Origin of the sequence: Psychrobacter sp. FME5, assembly GCF_014861375.1 — a bacterium.
In the GTDB taxonomy this organism is placed as follows: Bacteria; Pseudomonadota; Gammaproteobacteria; order Pseudomonadales; family Moraxellaceae; genus Psychrobacter.
The window spans coordinates 1-21,106 of sequence record NZ_RRYX01000027.1 but is presented as its reverse complement, the minus strand read 5'-3'; the positions used below and the strand labels follow the sequence as shown (position 1 = coordinate 21,106).

The window sequence follows — 21,106 nt, the reverse complement described above, 5'->3', positions numbered from 1 at the left end:
ATCAGTCCAAAGGTGGAAAGTTTAATATTGTAAGATCATAAATTGCGCACAGATTGCCCATTAACCAAGTATTCATTTGTCGTTGATTCAATTAATAACCATCGTCAGATGAATCACGTTTGGGCTGAATGCCAATCATGTCAGATAGCGTCGCCAGCTGGTCTTCGTTTTTGATGATATGGGTGAGCCATTGATCCAGTGGCATATCGGCCCAGTCAATAGCACGACCCAGCAAAAAAGTCACCGGGCTGTGCGGCTCATTGGTCGCAAAATAGTCTTGAATTTGACCCAGTAATTTAAGCGCTTGCCGACGATTGCTTTGATGATCACGGTTACTAGGATTAAAACTGGTTGAGCTAATATTTTTTGTGCTAGCAGCTTGTCCACTACTATCCGACATCGCACTTTCACCAATACTGTCCATAGTATCGGCTACGCTTTCTTGAGCGGATATACTATTATCATCAGAATACTCTGGTATCAATGGACGCAGATGCTGGGTCAGTGCCACCAATAAATCCGTGACTGGTGCGAATACCGGTGCATCCATACCCATCAGATCGTTTAGCTGATCAGTCAGTGTCTGCCACTGCTCAGTCACTGCCCTAAGATCGGCCATGAGTGCTTGTTGCCAAGTCTCACTACTGGTCTTTATGGCATGATTATAGTCACTCAGCGTTAATTGATTGGACGTTTCGCTATCGGGGTTTTGCTGACGCTGCTTATCATGATCACGCGCGGTTAGATAATAGTTATAATTGTAATTTCCTGCTTTGGTATCAGCAAGCGACAGTTGCTTGATATCATCAGTGAGCGCCTTGACGAACCATGACAGCAGCCCTGCCCTGATATCCATACTGTCTTCCTCGCCATCTAACGTCGGATACATGGTCAGCCAATACTCATCATTCAGCGCCTGCAATAGACTCAAACCCTGACTGATACCTGCTAAATGATCGGTATGACTCAAGGCATCGACATACCAAAGTGCCAGCTTGATATCTTTACTGGTATGGCTGAGCAACTCAGCACATTGGTTTTTGACAAAATCCCAGTCAGCCACTTTTAGCTCAGTGACCCAGTTGCCTTGCGCCAGTAATGGATCATCCTCTTGACGAGCAGCAACGATGGCATCGATACGTGGATCAAACATTAGATCTTCGCCGACCCCATGACGACTGCCATCGATAGGCGCGATAAGGGTCTCAATGTTGACTGCTAAAGAGTTATCAGTGTTCATTATAGTGACTCCTCTTTAATAGCCTTTTTAGTAGGTTTTTTACTGGCTGTTTTTTTCACTGTCGACTTTTTGACATCAGGTTTTTTAACGGCAGACTTTTTGGCTGAAATGGGTTTGCTTGGCGATTTCTCAACCTGATCTCCAGTTTCATCTTCGCTGTATTGCGCCATTTGATTGAGCGCCACGACGGCATCAGTATCGAGACGATAGGCAAAATTATCGTCCTCATCGACAAATACGGTAATTTTCTTTAGCACACTTTGACTGTCATCATGAGCCAGTAGCTGACCCGCCAGCTGCGGTAGCAAGGTATGGCTGATAATCGCATCGGCGTTACGTGCACCAGAATCGACCTCGTGACAACGCGATAAAATCAGCTCAATCACTTCAGGATCGATGACACAAGGCACGTCATAATTGTCATGAATACGCCCAGTGATTTTATCCAGCTTTAAGCGAATAATTTCTGCCAGCGCGTCATCAGTCAATGGATAGTAAGGTATCACTGTCAAACGACCTAAAAACGCGGGTTTAAAGGCTTTGTACAGATGCGGATTGATGACCTGCTTTAGGCTATCGCTGTCGGGTAAGCTAAAGTCCGTAACACTCGGATCGGTATTGATACACTGCTGCATGATTGCAGACGACCCAATATTACTGGTCAATAAAATAAGGGTGTTTTTGAAATCAATCAAACGCCCCTCACTGTCTTCCATCACCCCTTTATCAAAGACCTGATAAAATAAATCCAATACGTCTGGATGGGCTTTTTCTACTTCGTCAAGTAGCAACACACTATAAGGGCGACGGCGGACCGCTTCTGTCAATACACCACCTTCACCATAACCAACATAGCCTGGCGGCGAGCCTTTTAATGAAGCAACGCTATGTGCTTCTTGATATTCTGATAGATTAATGGTGATAAGATTACGCTCACCACCGTACAACACCTCTGATAGCGCCAGCGCGGTTTCAGTCTTACCCACACCACTTGGTCCTACTAGCATAAATACGCCTTGCGGACGGTTGGGATCATCTAAGCGCGCTTTGGCGGTATGAATGCGTTTAACGATAGCGGCCACAGAATGATCTTGGCCGATGACGCGTGCTTGTAAGGTATCAGCCAAATTTAAGATATGGTTTTTCTCATTACCTGCCATATCGTTAAGTGGAATACTGGTCCAATCTGAGATAATCTGCTTGATGACCTGCCGATCCAATACAGGATGGATGAGGCGCTGCGTTTCTTGTATCTGTTTTAGCGACTGCTCGATATTTTGATACTCAGCTTGTTTGTCCAAGCGCTCTTTTGCACTAAGGCTATCAGAGCCATCTGCCTTGCCACTTAATTGTTGATTGAGCGCATCAAGCTGGTCATTAAGCTGACGCTGTTCATGCCAGCGGCTGGTCATATCAGTAATGTTTTGCTGATTGGCCTGACGCTGCTCATCAAGTACAGCAATCTTTTGGCTGACCTTTTCTTTTTCGTCCACGCCACCGATACGCTCAAGCTGCTGGCTGAGATTATTGATATGCTGCTCTAACTGCACGCCCTTAGCTTGTAACTTATCCAGCTGATTGGGCATGGCAGTCTTTGATAAGCTCACCCGCGCAGCTGCCGTATCTAATACGCTAACAGCCTTGTCCGGTAATTGCCTGTCACTGATATAACGTGCCGATAGCTCAACCGCCGCTTGTAGCGCATCGTCATCGATTAATATGCCAAAATGATCCTGCATCTTGGCACTCAACCCACGAATCATCGCTACTGCTGTCTCAATATCAGGCTCATCGACTTTGACCACTTGGAAACGGCGTGACAACGCTGCGTCCTTTTCAAAGTATTTTTTATATTCTGACCACGTCGTCGCCGCAATGGTTCTTAGCTCACCACGAGCCAGCGCAGGCTTCAATAAATTCGCCGCGTCATTTTGACCTGCCTGCCCGCCAGCACCGATTAAGGTATGCGCCTCATCGATAAACAGAATAATCGGCTGTACCGAGGCTTGTACTTCCTCGATAACTTGCTTTAGACGGTTTTCAAACTCCCCTTTGACGCTTGCTCCTGCTTGCAATAGTCCCATATCAAGACTACGTATCGTCACCTCTTTGAGCTGATCAGGCACTTGACCGGCGACTATCTTTTGCGCCAAACCTTCTACCACTGCCGTTTTACCGACGCCAGCCTCGCCGGTTAAAATAGGATTGTTTTGGCGACGACGAATCAAAATATCGATAAGCTGATGAATCTCAAACTCACGGCCAATGACCGGATCTATTTGTTCAGCATCAGCTTTAGCCGTTAAGTCATAGGTATATTTATCTAATGCAGGGGTTGGCTTGGTATTTGCTTGCTCTGCGTCTAAAGACGCTTTAGTTCCTGCATGGTTGTCATCAATATCAGCGCTTTTATTAGTCATATTAGCCGAGCCACTGCCTTCGGTACTGCCAAGACATTGATGCTCATAATCATCTTTTAGGGTAAAACGATCGATATACTGGAGTTGCTCAGGGAGAGTTTTGAGTAATGGCTGATAACGCTGATAAGCCAATAGCACCAATAATATATGTCCAGAACGAATCTCTAGTGGGCTATTGTTATCCTCATCTTGACTATGCTGACTACTGGCAAGCTCCCATGCGTCTTCTAACAGCGCCATCAAGTCTTGACTGAATACAGGCGTTGAGCCTGTTGCCTGACCAAAGGTATTTAGCAAATCAGTTATATCTGCTAGTAATGACTGCTGATTAATTTTATTCACTTTGAGTATTTGAGCCACATCATTGTGCGGCGTAGCAATCAGCTCATGCAGCAGATGAACAGTATCAACTTCGCGATGCCCATTATTGATACAAAGCCTAGCCGCTTGCTGCAAACACTGTCGGCAACTCGGACTCAAGCGGGTGATTACAGCTTTTAACTGGCTCATAAATATTTCCCTTTAGCATTTTATTAAACTGATGTATCAAAATTAGAGTGGTTATTGAGCGTTATTAGTAAACAAGCAACTTATAGTTGATTCACTTTAAAACCGATACGAGTGCTACTGAATAGGCAACGCATAGCGGGTATCATCATAGTGCTCGGTGGCAGGCTTTGATACCAAAAACCCACCCTGCCCCAAGCCACCAAAGCTGCTTTCTGATAATGACAAAGGGCTTATATATTGCTTGTCCAGCTCCAGTTGCATCTCGACCGCCAGGCAAACACCGCACCATTTACGGATAAAATCAATGATAACTCGGTACATATCCCCTGCTGGTAATAGTCTTAAATAGCGCTTGGCATCCAACTGATGAAAGACGATTCTAATTTTGCTATCAAACTGCACGGCACGCGCACCGCAAAACGCAGATATCCCAAGTGCGGCATGCTGTCCACCGAGGGCTGTTTGCTCATTTGCTGGCAGATCAAACCATTCGGGCACGAATTGCTCAACACTGACCGTGCTATCTAAAAAATGCGACAATACATGCGCTAACTGATCGGCGGTCAAACGTCCTGGGCTAATCATGCCAGCATAGGCAATCAAGCTATCGATTGCCGTTAGCTTCTTCGGCTGCCGTGCCAGCGCTCGCAAGCTCAGCAGATAGCTGTCCTTTTTATCATTTAGTTCATACTGTAATGGCAGGTTGTAAAACCAGCTTGCTTGGACATACAAATCTGTCAAACGATGATTAAACAAATCTAAAAATGCCGGTGCTGCTTTATCTTTTGCGTGTTGTACTCGCGACGCCAGATGATCGGTATACATCGCTGGCAAGGCCGACAATGGACCAGTCAGTCCGATAACTGCGGGGCAAACTTCTATCTGCCTAGCCCTTAATGAACTGGCCTTTAATTGACCATTCTTTAATGAGCTGCCACCGTCTTGCATATTGTCCTGAGCAATGAGCGACATCGATTCAATTTCTGCTTGCGGATAGGCCAATGACAACGAGGCACGATAACGCACCTCGATAGGCGCATGTCCCATACTGACTTCATGGCGAACCAAACGCAGCGCTTGCAATAACTCATAGGCTTGCGGCGCCGCCATTAGATCGGTTAAATAAGAGGACTGAGACCGCTGCGTGGCTGACATCTATATATCTCCTCTTTGGTAACGGCATCACTGATAGACACCTCAACAAAGCTATTTAAGCTGGCGTGATAGCCAAACACATGCGCCAATAAATGGGCAAACTGGCGGATACTGACCCCAGCAAAGTTCTTTTGGTTAATTTGAATATCAATCACCGTCCCGCGCACAAACCCCGGTTGCGGCAAACGCTGAATACGTCGCGCTTTGATACTGGTGGCGACAGAAATAATGCCTTCAACCAACAGTTTATTGGAAGCAGATTGAGTAATATCATAGAGCGACAAATATTCTTTCATCAGCTCGGCATCTTGGGCAGCAAGCGATAAAAAATTTAGGCTAATCAGCGATATCAAGCGCCAACGCTCCTCGCCTGTATATTCAAACCGTGCTGTTCTAGTCGGTTGCTTTAATAACGATAAACTACTAAAACCTGTCATTCCCTCACTAAACAAATCACCGCGGCTTTGACCGAACACCACCTGTGCAGGCAAATCTCTATTGGTACATAACAAAGAGGCGCTCATGCTCACCGCGCCTGACAAGTCTTCACGGTTTTTCTCTACAAACATAATCTGATATTCAAAACCCTGCTTGAACTCAGCCATATCCTTGTCACGTTTGATATGGTAGTAACGACCGTCGTCTTGCTGCTCATAGTGATTGAGCGCATAAAATGGATGGTATTCACGCTGTAGCAAACGATTGTCGCTTTGTTTGGACTCTATGACTTTATTGACCTCATAGATTTCGTGTTGAAACAGCGCACGAGTGTCGGGCACCAAATCATAATAGATAGAACGATGGGTCACTTGAATGGGCTTGGCGGCGGCTTTGAATAGATTGACGACGGGCGTACAAAACAATTTAATACTGCTGGCACTTAATTGCTGCAGGTTTTTTAGCCGAATAGTGTTTTTTTTATCAAATTTAAAGTAACAGCGAATCTCAAAGCCATTGCTATCAATCTTTAAATTAGGACAAACTTTGCCAAGATTAAGGCGTAAGAAGTTGAATTTTTCAGGAAAATAAAAGTACTCTTTTAATAAGGCAGAAGCCGCATTACTCACCCGATGACTGGGGAGAATTTGCTGTTCAGGGTCGAAACCTATCATTTCAAACGGGCTACCGGCTATGTTATTAACTTGCCTACCATGCAGATGGGTTTGCTTGACATCACACCATAATAAATCCCATAGACTGGTGCCCTGACTGGCGTCTTCATCTATATACAAGTCTAGCGTGTGATTTAATAAAGCTTGATAGTCAAAGCTCGGATTAAGACCTTTAAACTTAATACTGATACAGCCATTCAGCAGTCCATGCTGATTGTCGTATACTTCTTGGCGAGTCTCAAAGTCGACGCTGTCTATCTGTAGCGGTAGCAAAGTCACATCTTGGGTTGACTGAAACTGGCAAGGTGTGCCATTTATTTTTTGGGTGGCAAATGTGCTTCGTTTAGGGGCTAAAACCGCCTCGCTCATCGCATTACCTTGCACCCCTAGATTAAACTGGGCGATAGAGACAGATGGGAAGGGTTTGAGGTAATCAGGATAGACGACTTCCAATAAAGATTCGGTAAAGTCGGAATACGAGTCGTCCAGCTTTTTATTGATGCGCGCGCTAATCAGCGAAAAAGCCTGAATAAGGCGCTCAATGTGTGGATCATCTACGGTATCGTGCCCCATCAATAGCCGATTGGCTATTTTTGGATATTTCTTGGCAAATTCTTTTGACTGTTTATTAAACAGGCTCAGCTCATGCTCGAAGTAAGGAAGTAGACTGTCCATGACGCCTCAATATATTGATCGCTGCTAACTGTATAGATTGAGCGGTAATAGTGGTTTTTTCATTCAGTGAATAATGATTATTTTATTAAGTAACGCTGAGAGCTTGGCTCAAAGAATGCATCGAAACTGACCAGCTCTTGTGCTGGATAAACTTTCAGTAAGGCTTCAATTGAGAAGCAAAGCTGATTGACATCGACGGCACCTATATCTAACGATACGCGCACGTTTCTTAGTCGGGTATCCTGCTGTTCAACCGTTTGGGCGATTTGTCGACAGATATAATCACAGTCAACAGGATTGGCACTGCTTAAGCCCACAAAATCCAATATACCAAAATTCAGTATCGATGAGCGCACATGCTGATAGCCTTGCAGCTTACTCGACACCACGCAGCGCGTATTTAATAACGCCTCTAAATCTTGAGCGACAGAAGTCTTTAACTCCTCAATATTCAGGCGGCGAACCACCAGCTCATGTGCCAGATGACGAGGCTGGTCATCGAATAGTTGCTCAAACAAGTTTGGGCGAAACCCAATTTCTTTATTAGAAGTTTTGGCAGCGTAATTCATTGATACGATTATTCCTATTGGTAAAAACAAAAAAGAAAGGCCTAGATATAAACCTTTCTTCATTGACACGATAAATAAATAACACCTAATACGACCTCAATTAGGCGGTATAAGTAGCAGTGTTATTGGCTAGCGACCACTTCTTAGTGACGGCGCCTTTGGCGGTACCGTCGATATCTTGCTGGGTATAAGTCCACTCAACCGCCGCATATTTGATGCCGACTTTTTCGATTGGAACACCTTCTGAACGTACGGTAGGCTCAACGCTTGCGATAATGGCATGCTTAAGCTTTACTTCTAGGTATTTAACGCGCTTATCACCGTTGGCACGATAAAAATCGATTTGAATCTCATCAAAAGTATAACCAGCAGAACACGCTTCCCATAGTTTAGGACTGGTAGAATCCAAATCTTTCATAAAGGTCATGTCAGCGTGTTCACAACGCTCAGAAGTATGACCACCAACGCTGCTGGCTGTCGCTGACTTTGGCTGACGGATCAAATGATCCCAAGTATTTACTTCAAGCCAACCTTTATGCTCGCTGTCACGAGATTCGCCATCAATTTTATATTTACCACGGAACTGAATATAAATATCTTTCATATCACATACCTTGTTTGAGAAGTTTAATGTTAACGTTGGATTTTAATAAACGATCAGCTGTTGCTAGACTGCGGCAGTTGAGTGACCAGACGCAAAGAAACAGACAATTCGTCAAGTTGAAAGTGTGGTCTTAAGAAAACCACGGACTTGTAGACACCAGGCTTACCTGGCACTTCTACAACTTGTACAGAAGCTTCGCGCAGTGGGTACTGGGCTTTTGCTTCTTGTGAGGCTCCGTCATCTAGCAAGACATAACGAGAAATCCAGTCATTCAAGAACGACTCAACATTACCAGGCGCTAAAAAACTACCTACTTTATCGCGCATCATCGCTTTTAGGTAATGGGCGATACGTGATACCGCCATGATGTACTGTAGCTGAGTCGACAGCACCGCATTGGCGTTGGCATCGTCATTTTGGTAAGTCTTAGCTTTTTGCACTGATTGCGCGCCAAAAAAGGCCGCATAATTGGTATTTTTGCAATGGACCAGCGGGATAAACCCTAAGTCACTTAACTCTTTTTCACGGCGATCGGTGATAGATATCTCCGTTGGGCATTTAAGCGCTAAATCCCCTTCATCCGTCTTAAAGGTATGGACAGGTAAGCCCTCGACCAAGCCGCCACCTTCAACACCACGAATGGCAGCACACCAACGATAATCAGAGAAAGCTGAGGTCAATCGCGAAGCGAAAGCATAAGCCGCATTTACCCATAAATAATCATCATGATCATTACCAGAAACGCCTTCAGTGAAGTTAAAACCTTCAACCACTGTGCCGTCTTTAGGATCATAAGGCAGACGGCCTAAAAAGCTAGGCACTGTCAGCGCCACGTAACGAGCATCCTCTGACTGTCTGAATGCGCGCCAACGTATATATTCAGCCGTTTCAAATATCTTTGATAAATCGCGTGGGCGACCGATATCAGTAAAGGAATCTAAGCCAAACATCTCAGCAGAAGCAGCCGATACAAAAGGAGCATGAGAAGCGGCCGCGACATGAGACAATTGCTCAAGCAGATACATATCAGAGTTTTGACGAGTAAATTCAAAGTCGCCAACGATGGCAGCATACGGCTCGCCGCCGAAGCTACCGAACTCTTCTTCGTATATCTTTTTGAACAAGGTGCTTTGATCAAAGTCGATTGAAGACTGAAAATCCTTGGTTAGCTCACGTTTACTGGTGTTCATCATGCGAATTTTTAGCATGGATTCCGAGGGCGTTTGACTACATAGATAATGCAGACCGCGCCAACTAGACTCTAGCTTCTGAAACTCAGGCGCGTGCATGACGGTGGTCAACTGCTTAGAAATCAGCGCGTCAATTTGGGCAATACGAGCGTCAATCGATGCGGCTAAATTTTCTGACAACGTCACCGTGCCTTGCATGACTTCATTGGCAAGCTCTGCGATTTGCGACTTGGCACGATTTTTTTCATCGTCGGACTTGGCAACGTTGCTTTTATTGACGATTTCTTCGAGCAAATCATAGCTGTCGCTATTCAATGGATCCGTTGCTATATGCTGCTGGGCTTGGGCGCTCATCGTTTAATCCTCACCGTCAGTTTGATTTTGTTCCGCCATTTTTTTGACTTGCTCAGTGTTCTTAAGCACATCGTCTAATAGGTCTTCAAGTTTTTCATTGGCCGATATCTTGTTGCGTAAATCAGCTAGGCGATCTCGTGCTTGTACCAGTTGTTTTAACGGCTCAATTTGATCAGCAACTGCTTCGGGGCGAAAGTCATCAATACCATTGAATGCCAAATCAACCGCAAATTCGCCGCCTTTATCAGTCAAATCATTACGTACTCGGAATGTCGCACGCGGCGCTAAACCTGACATTACCTCGTCAAAGGTATCCAAATCCACTTCGACAAACTTTTTGTCTTTAAAGCGCGGTTGCTCAAGTGCGGAATCTCCTGAAAACTCGCCCAACACGCCAACCACAAAAGGGATTTCCTTGGTTTCGATCGCATCGCCTACTTCAACGTCATAAGTCAGATGCACCCGAGGCGCACGTACTTTTGCGAGTTTCTTTTGTACACTGTCTTGATTTGCCATAATAAGTTACCTCAGCAATGTCTAGTTTGAACGCAATATACTGAATGGATCAGAAGATTTGGCGTTACTTTTTTTGGTAGGTGAAGGTTTAGTAACAGGCTTAACTTTTGGCGCTTGGCGTGAAGGTTGTTTTACGGCCGATTTTCTTTTAATAGGAGCCGATGTTTTTTTCGCAGAGGCACGGCGCTGATTTTTTAATCGATTTTTTGTTTTAGTACTTTTATTTCTTATGACTGCTGGTGGTTTCGGCAAAGATTCGTCGTAATTAAAACCGTGGATACCACCATATATCTTACTTAAAGCGTACTGATACTCCTTCAAAAACGCTGCATCCACTTCATCGGTTAGATAATCTGATTGCAGTTGGCTTTGGGAGACGATAGCACTACTATTGAGTAGTATCTTTTTTAGCTTAGCAGTACTTTGACCCAAATCAATGGCTTCACTGGCGGCATAAACAGCATAAGCGTGATAGTCATTGTTATAATAAATCTGCGCCAAAATCTCCCATGCTAAAGAGTCTTTTGGATTTCGCGACAGCCGTTGGTTTAAGTCTGCAATCAATTGATGCAACTGTGGTGATGTTGCATCAGCATTTTTGAGTGTCTCGAATTGATTTATAATGCTAGAGCCGGGGTCTTTTTCTTGTACAACAAGCTCACTATGTGCGGTAGTCATTGCTGAGCCCATGATAACTAGACCCGCCAAAAATGCTTTGGGTAGCTTAAAACTAACTCTGATACTGCTTTTGATATGGGTCATCGTAAGTCGGTGCTCGCCATTATTAGTATGAAATAAATGTATCCGCTTGCTTGAATTGTCTTAATTAGACGCATTAATCAAGGTTGTGATATTGGTTAGCGTTTCATTAAATGTCGCTTTATCACCACTATTCATCATCGCATCATCGCTATAAGCGTCGATGTTACTACCCATCACTTTGACCGCTGAAAGCATAGCAATCTGACGTGCATCAACTTTCTCATTGTCGATACTTAAAGCTTCATTAGCGGCTCTCAACGCCCTTGCATAGCGTTTTTCTTCGTAATTCTTGTTAGCAATAACCATCCACGCCTCGCTACTGCGTTGATCCGCCACTGTAGTATCAGAGAGATAGGCCAGCGAAGGCTCACTTAACTGCTTAACAATTGGTGTACTTACTGTGGTTTGCACGCTTTTTTTACCAGTCTTGCCACAGCCTGTTGTCAATAAAGATGCGCCAAGTAAGACCGATAGCAGACCTGCGGTTGCAAGTTTAGTACGATAAATAGGATTCATAAGAACAGTATCATCACTAAAAATATAATAAGAAAGGGATTTAAAAGGCAAATAGTTTAACTAAAGTTTATTAAGTATAAAAAATCAATGGGATTGATTATACATATACTTGACAATATTTCAATAAACTCTATACTTTTCTTAGCAAATAATTTAGAAAAACTTCTCATTCAACCATTTTCTTGGTCTAAAATAAGCCGTCACGGTACCTCTACTATGCCTTCTCAGACCGCTCGCCTACATAATATAACCGTTGATACCTCCAATTTTAGTAAATCTGCCTTTTATCCTGTTGCCTTTACGGGTATGAGTACACTGAATGGTAGCGATCACATTGACATACTTGTGTTTGTTTATGATTTCTTAGACCATTACGATTGTTTGCTTTTAATAGGCAAACCCATATGCTTGACCACATTATCAGTAGATCGCTCACCGACCAGCCGTACGGGGCTTATTCGAGGCGTCAACTATCAGCAGTCAGATGGGGCGATGCATTTCTATACTTTAGATATCGTTAGCCCCGATTGGCAATTGACCCAGTCGATACATACCCGCCGTTTTATCAATCAATCGACGCTCGATATTGTGACCACCATCCTGAGTGATTACGAGATAGATTGGCAGGTGTCAGAGTCTCTCTTGTCATCGGACAGTCAATCATCTGCGCGCTTATCTGCACTTTTACCCATGCGTACCCAGTCGGACGTCAGTGATTATGACTTTATTACTGGACTGCTTGCTGATATTGGCATATCTACTTTGTGGGTATCAGGGGATTCTGTTGATGAGCTTGGTACCTGGTGGTTGATCAGTGGTTTGGATGAAAGTGAGCTAATTCCACTACACTACAGCTATGCTCAATCATCAGTACAGTCAGGTCAAGATAGCGTCAATGCGCTACAAATGAATTCACAACAGCTGGGTAGTTACGAGGTAATCGTACGAGCGGATGGCTTAGCGGCGGATACCATTTATGAAGGTCAAGCAGTAGATGAATCGCCGCTTGCGACAGAGGATACGACTGTACTACTCGCTGCACCGTCTCGAGTGCACAGCGATGATGCCGCTATTTATATGGCACAGCAATGGGTGTCTGCAAACCACTGTCAACGCGAAACCTATCAAGCGACGGGTGCCCTGCGTGGTCTTAGTGTCGGTAGCCCCGTGAGTATCAATAACCTGCCCTCCATTGGTAGCTTATCGACTCACTGCGTGGCGGTAACCTTTATCGGTATTGAGCCTGACAACGATAGTGTCTCGTATCATCATCAAATATTCATCAAAGAGTGGTTACAGCGCACTGCTCAGCACCTGCAGCGCCAGACCACAAACGCCATTCATCTGTCTATACCTGATCATGGCTTTGATATGGCTCGTGACACTGGGGTTTGGGTATCAGCGACGTTGCTTGACGCTACTATCCCCTACACCCCTTATCCCAGCTCTTTGTCCTTTGCCAGTAGTACCTATATGGGACTGACTCAAGCACGTACTGGTGACACCAGTTTATCAGCCTCCCCTAGCTACGACTCTAGTGTCAGCACTGATAATCTACAACAAACCATCACCACTCCAGTCTACTCAGGCATCAGTCCTCACGATGACGGCACTACCCCGCCGCTACGTAGTCTGCAACTGTCATCGGGTAGCACTCATGGCTGGCAGTTCGCCCCACGTTTGGGACAGTCAGTCCTCTTAACTCACTGGTACGGTGATATCGACAGTCCGGTGATTAGCAGATCTTTGTATGACGGTATCGGTATGGGTGATGTCGATGAGAAAGATATCACCACTCGTGATAGCGGACTATCGAATAGACACAACTTGCAAGGGGGATCTTCTCCTAGATGGCATGGTGGTGGCCTCGGTCATTCGCAAATTAATGATGATGACAGCCACAGTGGCTGGCTATCAGGTATTGCCCAGTATGGATTGAGCTCTGACTCTGAGGTGACCCTAAGCTTTGATGATACGCCAGGCAAAGTCGGACTACAGTGGACGGTGAATACAGGCAGCAAAGCCAATAGCGAAAATCCAACGATTACCGACAGCGCCACCTTTGCCCCTGATGAACATGTGCTTGAGCTTGGCACACTGCGGCATCGTTATAGCAATCATCAATCATCAACCAGTGGTCAAGGGATCAATCTGGCAAGCGATCATGGCTTACAAATCACTGGTGAGTCTGGCGTCCTGCTCTCCACTTTCGGATTAAAACACACACAAGGCGAGCATGAGTCAGCGTGGGTGAATGATGCAGGACAACGTCAACTAAAACTGGGCACTGAGCTAAATGAGACGCTTCTCGATGCCAAGCAGGCGCACTTGCAATCCACGGCAGCACTTAGCGATGCCAACCAAACGATAGAAGCCTTTAAAACCAGTGCTCAAATTATAGATGAGACGCTCAATACGGAAGTGTTAGGCGCTGCTGATGTGATGCTGGTCAGCAAAGATAGCATCCTTGCTTCCGCAAGTAATACGCTATGGACGGCAAAAACAATAGTCAGACAGTCAGGCGCTACGCAATCGGATGTGGTGGCAGGAAATTATATGCTGACGGCAAATACGATTGACTCGCTCGCTGGGGTTGGTGGTCAAGCCGTTCTATCTGGTCTACATATCAGTGCCAATAGAGAGCCACTAGCGATACAGGCACAAGGCGGTGAGTTGCAATTACATAGTCAGCAAGGTATGACGATTGGTAGTGAGTCGGGACAGGTGAATGTGTCGAGTCCTAAGCGGATTAAGCTGCAAACTAGTGCTGGGGCGTCGATTACGATTGATGACAGCGGGATTAAGCTGGTGTGTCCGGGGATGATTAAGGTTCAGGCGGTGAAGAAGGACTTGGTAGGCGGGGCGAACATTACACCAACGCTTCCTTCACTAGGCGGTTCAGATATCAAGTCGTACCTAACATATGTTGCCAAGGACATGTTTGGTGAGCCTATCGCCAATACTGAGTATCTATTATTTATGAAAGATGGTTCGGTCAAAAAAGGTAAGACAGATGCGCAAGGTCGTACCGAACAAGTAGTAACCGATACCCCTGAGGAAGTTGGTATACATATCGTTGGCGACGAACACGAAGGGTTTGAGCTAAGTTTTGAGGATGATGAGTAATGGCTGAACGATTAGAAATAAAAATTCTTGATGCAAATGGCACACCTGCTCAGTATGAAAAAATCATACTATTTGTTGCTAAAAATACAAAAGGTAATCCTGACAAAACGACATTTACAGCAAACTCTCAGGGTATTATCAACACTGGAATACTTATTTCCAAATTATATCCAAAAGGTACTTTTTATTATTTAGATGTTGAAGCAAAGATTCCAAAGGTACTGGGTAAAGATACTCAGCTTGTTGGTCAAACCCACTTATTAAAAGTTGAATCAAAAGATCCTCTTAGGTTTTTAGTTTTATACGAATACTATGATATTGATGGTTCAAAGAAAGAAGAGGTGATTTCTGGACTAGATTATAAGATCTATAATAAAGGTACAGTGATAAAAACCCGCCAAACAGACAAGGATGGTATGACCTCACCGTTCCGAGCCATAAAAGATCAAGGTTATCAAATAAAAATCAAGCCAAAAGGTTCTTCTTCGTATTTAAATGTCAAAATTCGTAAAAAATATCAAAACTCTCAAAACTCAATTATAAAACACGATGGTACAACTACGTTATATGCCGTATGCCTAGAAACCTTCGTTGGCTTTAAAGTAATAGATAACAACAATAAAGGTATCCCTAACGTTAAAGTCTGGCTGGTCGATAAAAATGGCAAACAGCAAGGAGATACGAGAACGACCGATAAAAATGGACGCATTAAGCCCTTTGTTCAAAATTTCAGTCGAACCGTCAAAGTATCTTTAAAAGGCTGTGAGTTAACTTTAAAAGAAAAAGAAGTAGTCATTCCTAAGCATCAAGGCGAAGATCCTTATCATGTTATTGAGATAAAAACTAGGACATGTAGTACGGGTCTGAATAACCCTAAAAATAAAGCTACTCTAGCAGCCAATACCCGACTTCCTATTGTTTATGATCTTGAAAGTAAGGAGTTGTCTGTATTTAGAAGTAATGACTACAAAAACCTTGTTAAAAACCTAAGCAATGTCGATAAACTAATGGCAAAAGTGCACATGCAAAGATCCCAAGTAGCAGACGCGCTCAAAGCTAGAGATGCTAGTATGCTAAAAACTGCAGAAGATGCAATGATAAGGGCAGAAGCAGACGCTCAAGATGAAATTGAGCAGGATTTTTCGACAATTGCTGATATGAAAGAAATATTCTTAGTCAAGACAGCCGTTGCCAGTGCGGACTCAAATGGAACCACTATTGAACGACGCTATGTGAGAAGAGATTATTTCGAAGATACAATCCAGCCAACACGTATCAACCAATCACAGACAAACATTCCTACTCCTGAAGGCGACCCTCCGCCAACAGACAAACCAAGCCTGCTATATAATCCAGCAGGCTTTGCTAAAGAGGCGCTTGCTGATAGGATTAAAGAGATATCTGCCTCAATTGAAGGTGAGCTAGGAACTGAAGGGGAAATAGACTTAAACGTTTTAGACTATCTATTACCCTCTTCAGCTAATGAGATCAGTGAACTCATTAGCAAATCTGATAAATACCAAGTAGATGGCGAGGCACAGTGGCTACGAATGGTAGGTGGCGCTGGTATGAATGGCTCAGCAGATTGGAACCTTGATGACAAAATAGGTATCGAAGGCGGCTTTAATGCAAATGGTAAGCTTATTCTATGTGAGGCGAGTATCTCTCCTATAATGGCGCTACCTTCATTGGAAGGATGGCACTTAAAAGCCACTTTTGAAGATGGTATCAAAATAGACTTAGGCTCACTGCGCTTGATAGTTTCTTGTGAGATTAGTGGATTTGCAGGGGTCAATATTGGAATAGAAGGTGCTGGTAGTATAAAAATAAAAGACGGTGCTCAAAAACTGGTCTCAGCAGCTCGTGACCCTAAGCAAACAATGACGAGTGCATGGGATGCAAATAAAAATATGCCTGCTCTTAGCCTAGACTATAAAGATATTAATCATCCAACCAGTGATGATGAGATAGAGCAGTTACAAGAAAAGCATAACGTAAAAGGGTCTGTAGCTATCTCTGCATTTATCGGTGTAGAAGGAGGAATAGAGCCAAAGGGTGGTATAGAGTGGCTACCGCCAGAAGAAGAAAATTTTGTCTCTTTTGCCTCAGTATCGGCAACTATTGCAGGTAGCTTTGGCATCGGAGGCTCCTTAGACTTTTATGTGTTCCTTGACGCTCGAGCAGGCAAATTTAAAATCAGAGCCAAAGCCGCTGCTTGCTACGGGGGAGGTGGTAAGCTTGGGCTTGTATTTGAAGTGAATGGTGGTCATATTGAGTCGTTTCTTAGGTGGACATTCTATCAGTTAGTTAATGCAGGCTTCCGTAAAGTCGTCCATATCCTAGAAGAGGCTTTTATCGCATTGACCCAGTTTTCTGTTATTTATTTAGGAAGTAACTCTAGTGTTTCTAAATCCCTAATAAATATTGGAACAAGATTCAGAGCTTTTTCTAATGCCTTAGATACTGATTCAAAGCGGCATGATCTAGCCATTGAGATTATGAAGGGTGAGAAAAAGCAAATGCTATTATGCGCTACGCCCAATGGTAAAGGCATACTGATATACAACATCAGTCGCCATGGGTGGTACAGTCATACACTTAGCTGGCCTGAGTTTGAATTTAGTATTTTTGATGGATTTAGTATAAGACTGCTCACTGAACGTAAAGAAGCCATTATAGAAATTTTTACTACGGTGACCACTTATCCTGAGTGGGACAATGTACTACAGCACATGAACAGGGATGGAGTAAAAGACTATCATTTGCAAGAGTTAAGCGGCCGCTCTAATAAAAGCTTTCGCCAAGAAAATGAAGCACATATTTTGCGGTTTTTAAGTTATGGTCTTAATAATATAGACACGCCCTTGCTCACACTATTAAATGATATCAAAGCAGATAAAATCACTGAAAAAAACGATACTGGCAATACCTTTATAGATCAGTATCTCAATATGTTAGGTAGACTTATCAAAGGTTACTATCCTAAAGGCGAGCGTGTAGTCCTTAATACTGATCCTGCTTATGAGAAGTACCGTATGTTGGCTAAAGTTGATTATATCAACCCTAGCTTTTATGCAGCTAAAAACCCTCAGAACTTTGATACCAGCTTACTAAATCCAAGAAACCAAGCAGCTGATGGTACTTATCACGCTTAAGGTATATAGTAATATAAAAGTATAGTACAAATGATCAACTTATCACTTGCTGGCTATTGGCTACGCAGCGAGCTGAGGTAAAAGCATTCTGATTAGCATCTTGTGCTTCCTCTATCAACGGTGGATTAGGCAAGCGTTTTATTCGCATTAGAGTAATTGACCCATTGGCTAATATGTTTCTTGCCGAACCCCATTCAGCGTTTACTGAGCGCAAAACTTTTTCAGTACCCGTGTCAGGGCCTTGGGGATTATGCTCAGGGCTGTTGGCATAGTAATCCTCGCTATACCAGTCATTCATCCATTCATTATTTTGATTGGTCATGTCATACAGACCCAAAGGATTAGGAGGATATAGTCCTACAATAGGTATAGCTAAATTAGTATTATATTTTCTTGAGAGTGCTGACTTCTCATCAAACGTCCATATATTGCGTCCACCATTTATTTTACCGTTATCGGTTGGAAATAATATATATTTACCGCGATTGCGTGCGGCATATTCCCACTGCGCCTCACTAGGTAGACTCATTGGAACCTCTAACTGTTGACCAAGCCATTGACAGTATTGCTGTGCCGTTTGCCAGTTTACACCAGCAGCAGCATTAGATTGACGTAGCTCTATCGTAGTATCTTGCATACCAATTTTTTTTTGTTTAGTCGCCATACTATAGATATCGAAGTCACCATAAGTCGCTTTATAAGCATTCATGCTAAAGCTATCGAGCGTAACCTTGTGTAGTGGTTTATTGTCACTTTCACTCCTGATAGGGCCACCATCATTTATAGTCACTTTAGAACCAAAATCGCCCATCTCATAGCTGCCCCCTTCGATAAATTGCATATTCTCTTTTTGTTGAGCTACAAAGTCTGCTAATTGCTGCCTTTCATCATCGCTTAAATTGCTACGGGTTTGTGGAATGCCGCTACTATCTGCTGAAGTCGCAGGTTCTTTAGCGCAGGCAGTCATAGTAAATAGCGGTAATATAAACAGCGGTACGAATAGAGATTTAAGCGTCATAATAGGCTACAGTGATGTTTTGTTGAGAGTTCAGAAGGATTATACTAATAATTTGTGTGGATTGTCTAAGTAGATATATTAAACTACTGTCGAGATAGATTGGGTTAATAAAAAGGATTGGTTATTATTAACTTTTATAGGGTAATAGCATACCAACCCCAGCTTTTATACAACTAGCAATCTCCAACAATATAATAATCGCTCGTTTGATAAAATCAAAGTTTAGATAGGTTGTACTAAACCAAAAGTAGACTAAAAATTCTAGCTTAAAGGCTTTAAAGAGTTAGCAACGCAGCGTGAAGAGGTATTTCTGTTTTGATTCATTCTTGGATCATTATCTATCAAGGGTGGATCAGGTAGACGTTTGGTGCGAAGAACGGTAACTGGTCCTATGCCCAATCTAATGTTATCAGCACCACCTTCCATAGTACTCAATGAGCGTACGACCTTTTCAGTTCCTATCTTGGGGCCTTTTGGATTGAGCTCAGGACTACGCTCATAGTAGTCAGCAGCGTACCAGTCCATCGTCCATTCATAGTTTTGGTTAATGAGATCATAAAGTCCTAAGGGATTGGGTGGAAACATACCGACAAGAGGAACATCCATAAAGACAGTATTGTATTTTTGTCTTAACTCTTTTTGCTGCTCAAAAGTTGCTATATTACGCCCTGCATCCACTTTACCATTATCGGTTGGAAATAAGACATATTCACCGCGATTACGGGCAGCATACTCCCACTGAGCTTCGGTTGGTAGACTCATCGGCACATCTAACTGTTGGCCGAGCCACTGACAATAATGCTGCGCCGTTTGCCAATTAACGCCAGCGGCAGCAGTAGGTTGATGTAATTCCACCGCGTAATCTTGCATTCCTTCTCTAGGCTTTCCTGTCGCCATACTATAAGTATCAAAGTCATCATAAGTTGCCTTATAGGCATTCATACTAAAGCTATCCAGAGTGACAGGATGTAGAGGCTTACTATCGTATTCGCTGGATATGGGTAGACCACCAGTCCAATCGAGCTTATGTCCAAAGTCACCCATCTCATAGCTACCGCCTTCGATAAAGCGCATGTTTTCTTTTTGCTGGGCTAAGAAGTCATTCAACTGCTGTTGTTCATCAGCGCTTAAATTACTACGGGTTTGCGGCACACCGTTACTATCTGCCGAAGTCGCAGGTTCTTTAGCACAGGCAGTCATGGCAAATAATGGCAAGATAAACAAAGTTACGAATAAAGGCTTTAGCGTCATAACAAGCTACAGTGATTTTTTGTTGAGAGTTCAGAAGGATTATACTAATAATTTGTCTTGATTGTCTAAGTAGAGACTTTAAATAACCCAATGAACATTACCTTTATTAATCACATTAATGTTAATAACGATGAGTTTTTATAATGCGGCTAACAATCGCAAACCATCATTATAGACTCTTTAAATAAAATAATATTTTTCTTGATAACAGAGTGCTATTAATAGACAATATTTCAATAAACTCTATACTTTTCTTAGCAAATAATTTAGAAAAACTTCTCATTCAACCATTTTCTTGGTCTAAAATAAGCCGTCACGGTACCTCTACTATGCCTTCTCAGACCGCTCGCCTACATAATATAACCGTTGATGCCTCCAATTATAGTAAATCTGCCTTTTATCCCGTTGCCTTTACGGGTATGAGTACACTGAATGGCAGCGATCACATTAACATACTTGTGTTTGTTTATTATTTCTTAGACCATTACGATTGTTTGCTTTTAATCGGCAAGCCCATATGCTTGACCACATTATCAGCAGATCGCTCACCGACTAGCAGTACGGGGCTTATTCGAGGCGTCAACTATCAGCAGTCAGATGGGGCGATGCATTTCTATACTTTAGATATCGTTAGCCCCGATTGGCAATTGACCCAGTCGATACATACCCGCCGTTTTACCAAGCAATCGACACTCGATATTGTGACCACCATCCTGAGTGATTACGAGATGGATTGGCAAGTATCAGAGTCTCTCTTGTCATCGGACAGTCAATCATCTGCGCGCTTATCTGCACTTTTAGCCATACGTACCCAGTCGGACGTCAGTGATTATGACTTTATTACTGGACTGCTCGCTGATATTGGCATATCTACGGTGTGTAGTGGTCAACTAATTTAGGACACCTGATAAGAGGTTTTGATTAAAGTAACGT

At 43.4% G+C, this 21,106-nt stretch carries 15 protein-coding genes; 3 read left to right on the top strand and 12 right to left on the bottom strand.

Going from position 1 to position 21,106, the window contains the following annotated elements; translation table 11 throughout:
* Positions 1–91: 91 nt before the first annotated feature.
* From tssA to EI161_RS05840, 10 genes are all read right to left on the bottom strand, one after another.
* Complete coding sequence (tssA, locus tag EI161_RS05885) at positions 92–1,240, bottom strand: type VI secretion system protein TssA (protein ID WP_192529212.1); 1,149 nt, start codon at positions 1,238–1,240, stop codon at positions 92–94.
* Positions 1,240–4,170: a type VI secretion system ATPase TssH gene (gene tssH, locus EI161_RS05880; RefSeq protein WP_192529211.1), complete on the bottom strand. Its 2,931-nt coding sequence runs from the start codon at positions 4,168–4,170 to the stop codon at positions 1,240–1,242. Before tssH ends, tssA begins: the two co-directional genes overlap by 1 nt.
* Positions 4,171–4,284: 114 nt before the next feature.
* Positions 4,285–5,325: a type VI secretion system baseplate subunit TssG gene (gene tssG / locus EI161_RS05875; protein ID WP_192529210.1), complete on the bottom strand. Its 1,041-nt coding sequence runs from the start codon at positions 5,323–5,325 to the stop codon at positions 4,285–4,287.
* The gene (tssF, locus tag EI161_RS05870) at positions 5,289–7,112 is read right to left on the bottom strand and encodes a type VI secretion system baseplate subunit TssF (protein ID WP_192529209.1); all 1,824 of its coding nucleotides are present in this window, start codon (positions 7,110–7,112) and stop codon (positions 5,289–5,291) included. Before tssF ends, tssG begins: the two co-directional genes overlap by 37 nt.
* A 77-nt stretch (positions 7,113–7,189) precedes the next feature.
* Positions 7,190–7,681 carry a type VI secretion system baseplate subunit TssE gene (tssE, locus tag EI161_RS05865; protein WP_192529208.1) on the bottom strand — a complete coding sequence of 164 codons (492 nt, stop codon included), beginning with the start codon at positions 7,679–7,681 and terminating at the stop codon, positions 7,190–7,192.
* A 100-nt stretch (positions 7,682–7,781) separates the two neighbouring features.
* Positions 7,782–8,285, bottom strand: coding sequence for an Hcp family type VI secretion system effector (locus tag EI161_RS05860; RefSeq protein ID WP_192529207.1), 504 nt, complete (start codon positions 8,283–8,285; stop codon positions 7,782–7,784).
* 53 nt (positions 8,286–8,338) lie between these two features.
* The gene (gene tssC, locus EI161_RS05855; RefSeq protein ID WP_192529206.1) at positions 8,339–9,829 is read right to left on the bottom strand and encodes a type VI secretion system contractile sheath large subunit; all 1,491 of its coding nucleotides are present in this window, start codon (positions 9,827–9,829) and stop codon (positions 8,339–8,341) included.
* Between the two features lie 3 nt (positions 9,830–9,832).
* Positions 9,833–10,345 (bottom strand): type VI secretion system contractile sheath small subunit, encoded by a 513-nt coding sequence (gene tssB, locus EI161_RS05850; protein WP_192529205.1) that lies wholly within the window; start codon positions 10,343–10,345, stop codon positions 9,833–9,835.
* Positions 10,346–10,366: 21 nt separating this feature from the next.
* Positions 10,367–11,107 carry a hypothetical protein gene (locus EI161_RS05845; RefSeq protein WP_192529204.1) on the bottom strand — a complete coding sequence of 247 codons (741 nt, stop codon included), beginning with the start codon at positions 11,105–11,107 and terminating at the stop codon, positions 10,367–10,369.
* A gap of 60 nt (positions 11,108–11,167) precedes the next feature.
* Positions 11,168–11,623, bottom strand: a complete 456-nt coding sequence (locus tag EI161_RS05840) for a hypothetical protein (RefSeq protein ID WP_192529203.1) — start codon at positions 11,621–11,623, stop codon at positions 11,168–11,170.
* 216 nt (positions 11,624–11,839) lie between these two features.
* Between EI161_RS05840 and EI161_RS05835 the strand changes: the two genes are divergently transcribed.
* Both EI161_RS05835 and EI161_RS05830 read left to right on the top strand, forming a co-directional pair.
* On the top strand, positions 11,840–14,749 hold the full coding sequence (locus tag EI161_RS05835; RefSeq protein ID WP_192529202.1) for a contractile injection system protein, VgrG/Pvc8 family: 2,910 nt from the start codon (positions 11,840–11,842) through the stop codon (positions 14,747–14,749).
* Entirely contained in the window at positions 14,749–17,904 is a 3,156-nt protein-coding gene (locus EI161_RS05830; protein WP_192529201.1) for a hypothetical protein, read from the top strand. Before EI161_RS05835 ends, EI161_RS05830 begins: the two co-directional genes overlap by 1 nt.
* Positions 17,905–17,938: 34 nt before the next feature.
* Here the strand turns inward: EI161_RS05830 and EI161_RS05825 are convergent, their stop codons facing one another.
* Together EI161_RS05825 and EI161_RS05820 are read right to left on the bottom strand one after the other, a co-directional pair.
* Positions 17,939–18,922, bottom strand: coding sequence for a formylglycine-generating enzyme family protein (locus tag EI161_RS05825; RefSeq protein ID WP_192529200.1), 984 nt, complete (start codon positions 18,920–18,922; stop codon positions 17,939–17,941).
* A 261-nt stretch (positions 18,923–19,183) separates the two neighbouring features.
* The gene (locus tag EI161_RS05820; RefSeq protein ID WP_192529199.1) at positions 19,184–20,173 is read right to left on the bottom strand and encodes a formylglycine-generating enzyme family protein; all 990 of its coding nucleotides are present in this window, start codon (positions 20,171–20,173) and stop codon (positions 19,184–19,186) included.
* A 329-nt stretch (positions 20,174–20,502) separates the two neighbouring features.
* Here EI161_RS05820 and EI161_RS05815 point away from each other — a divergent pair, with 329 nt between their 5' ends.
* Positions 20,503–21,072, top strand: a complete 570-nt coding sequence (locus EI161_RS05815; protein ID WP_192529198.1) for a contractile injection system protein, VgrG/Pvc8 family — start codon at positions 20,503–20,505, stop codon at positions 21,070–21,072.
* Positions 21,073–21,106 lie beyond the last annotated feature (34 nt).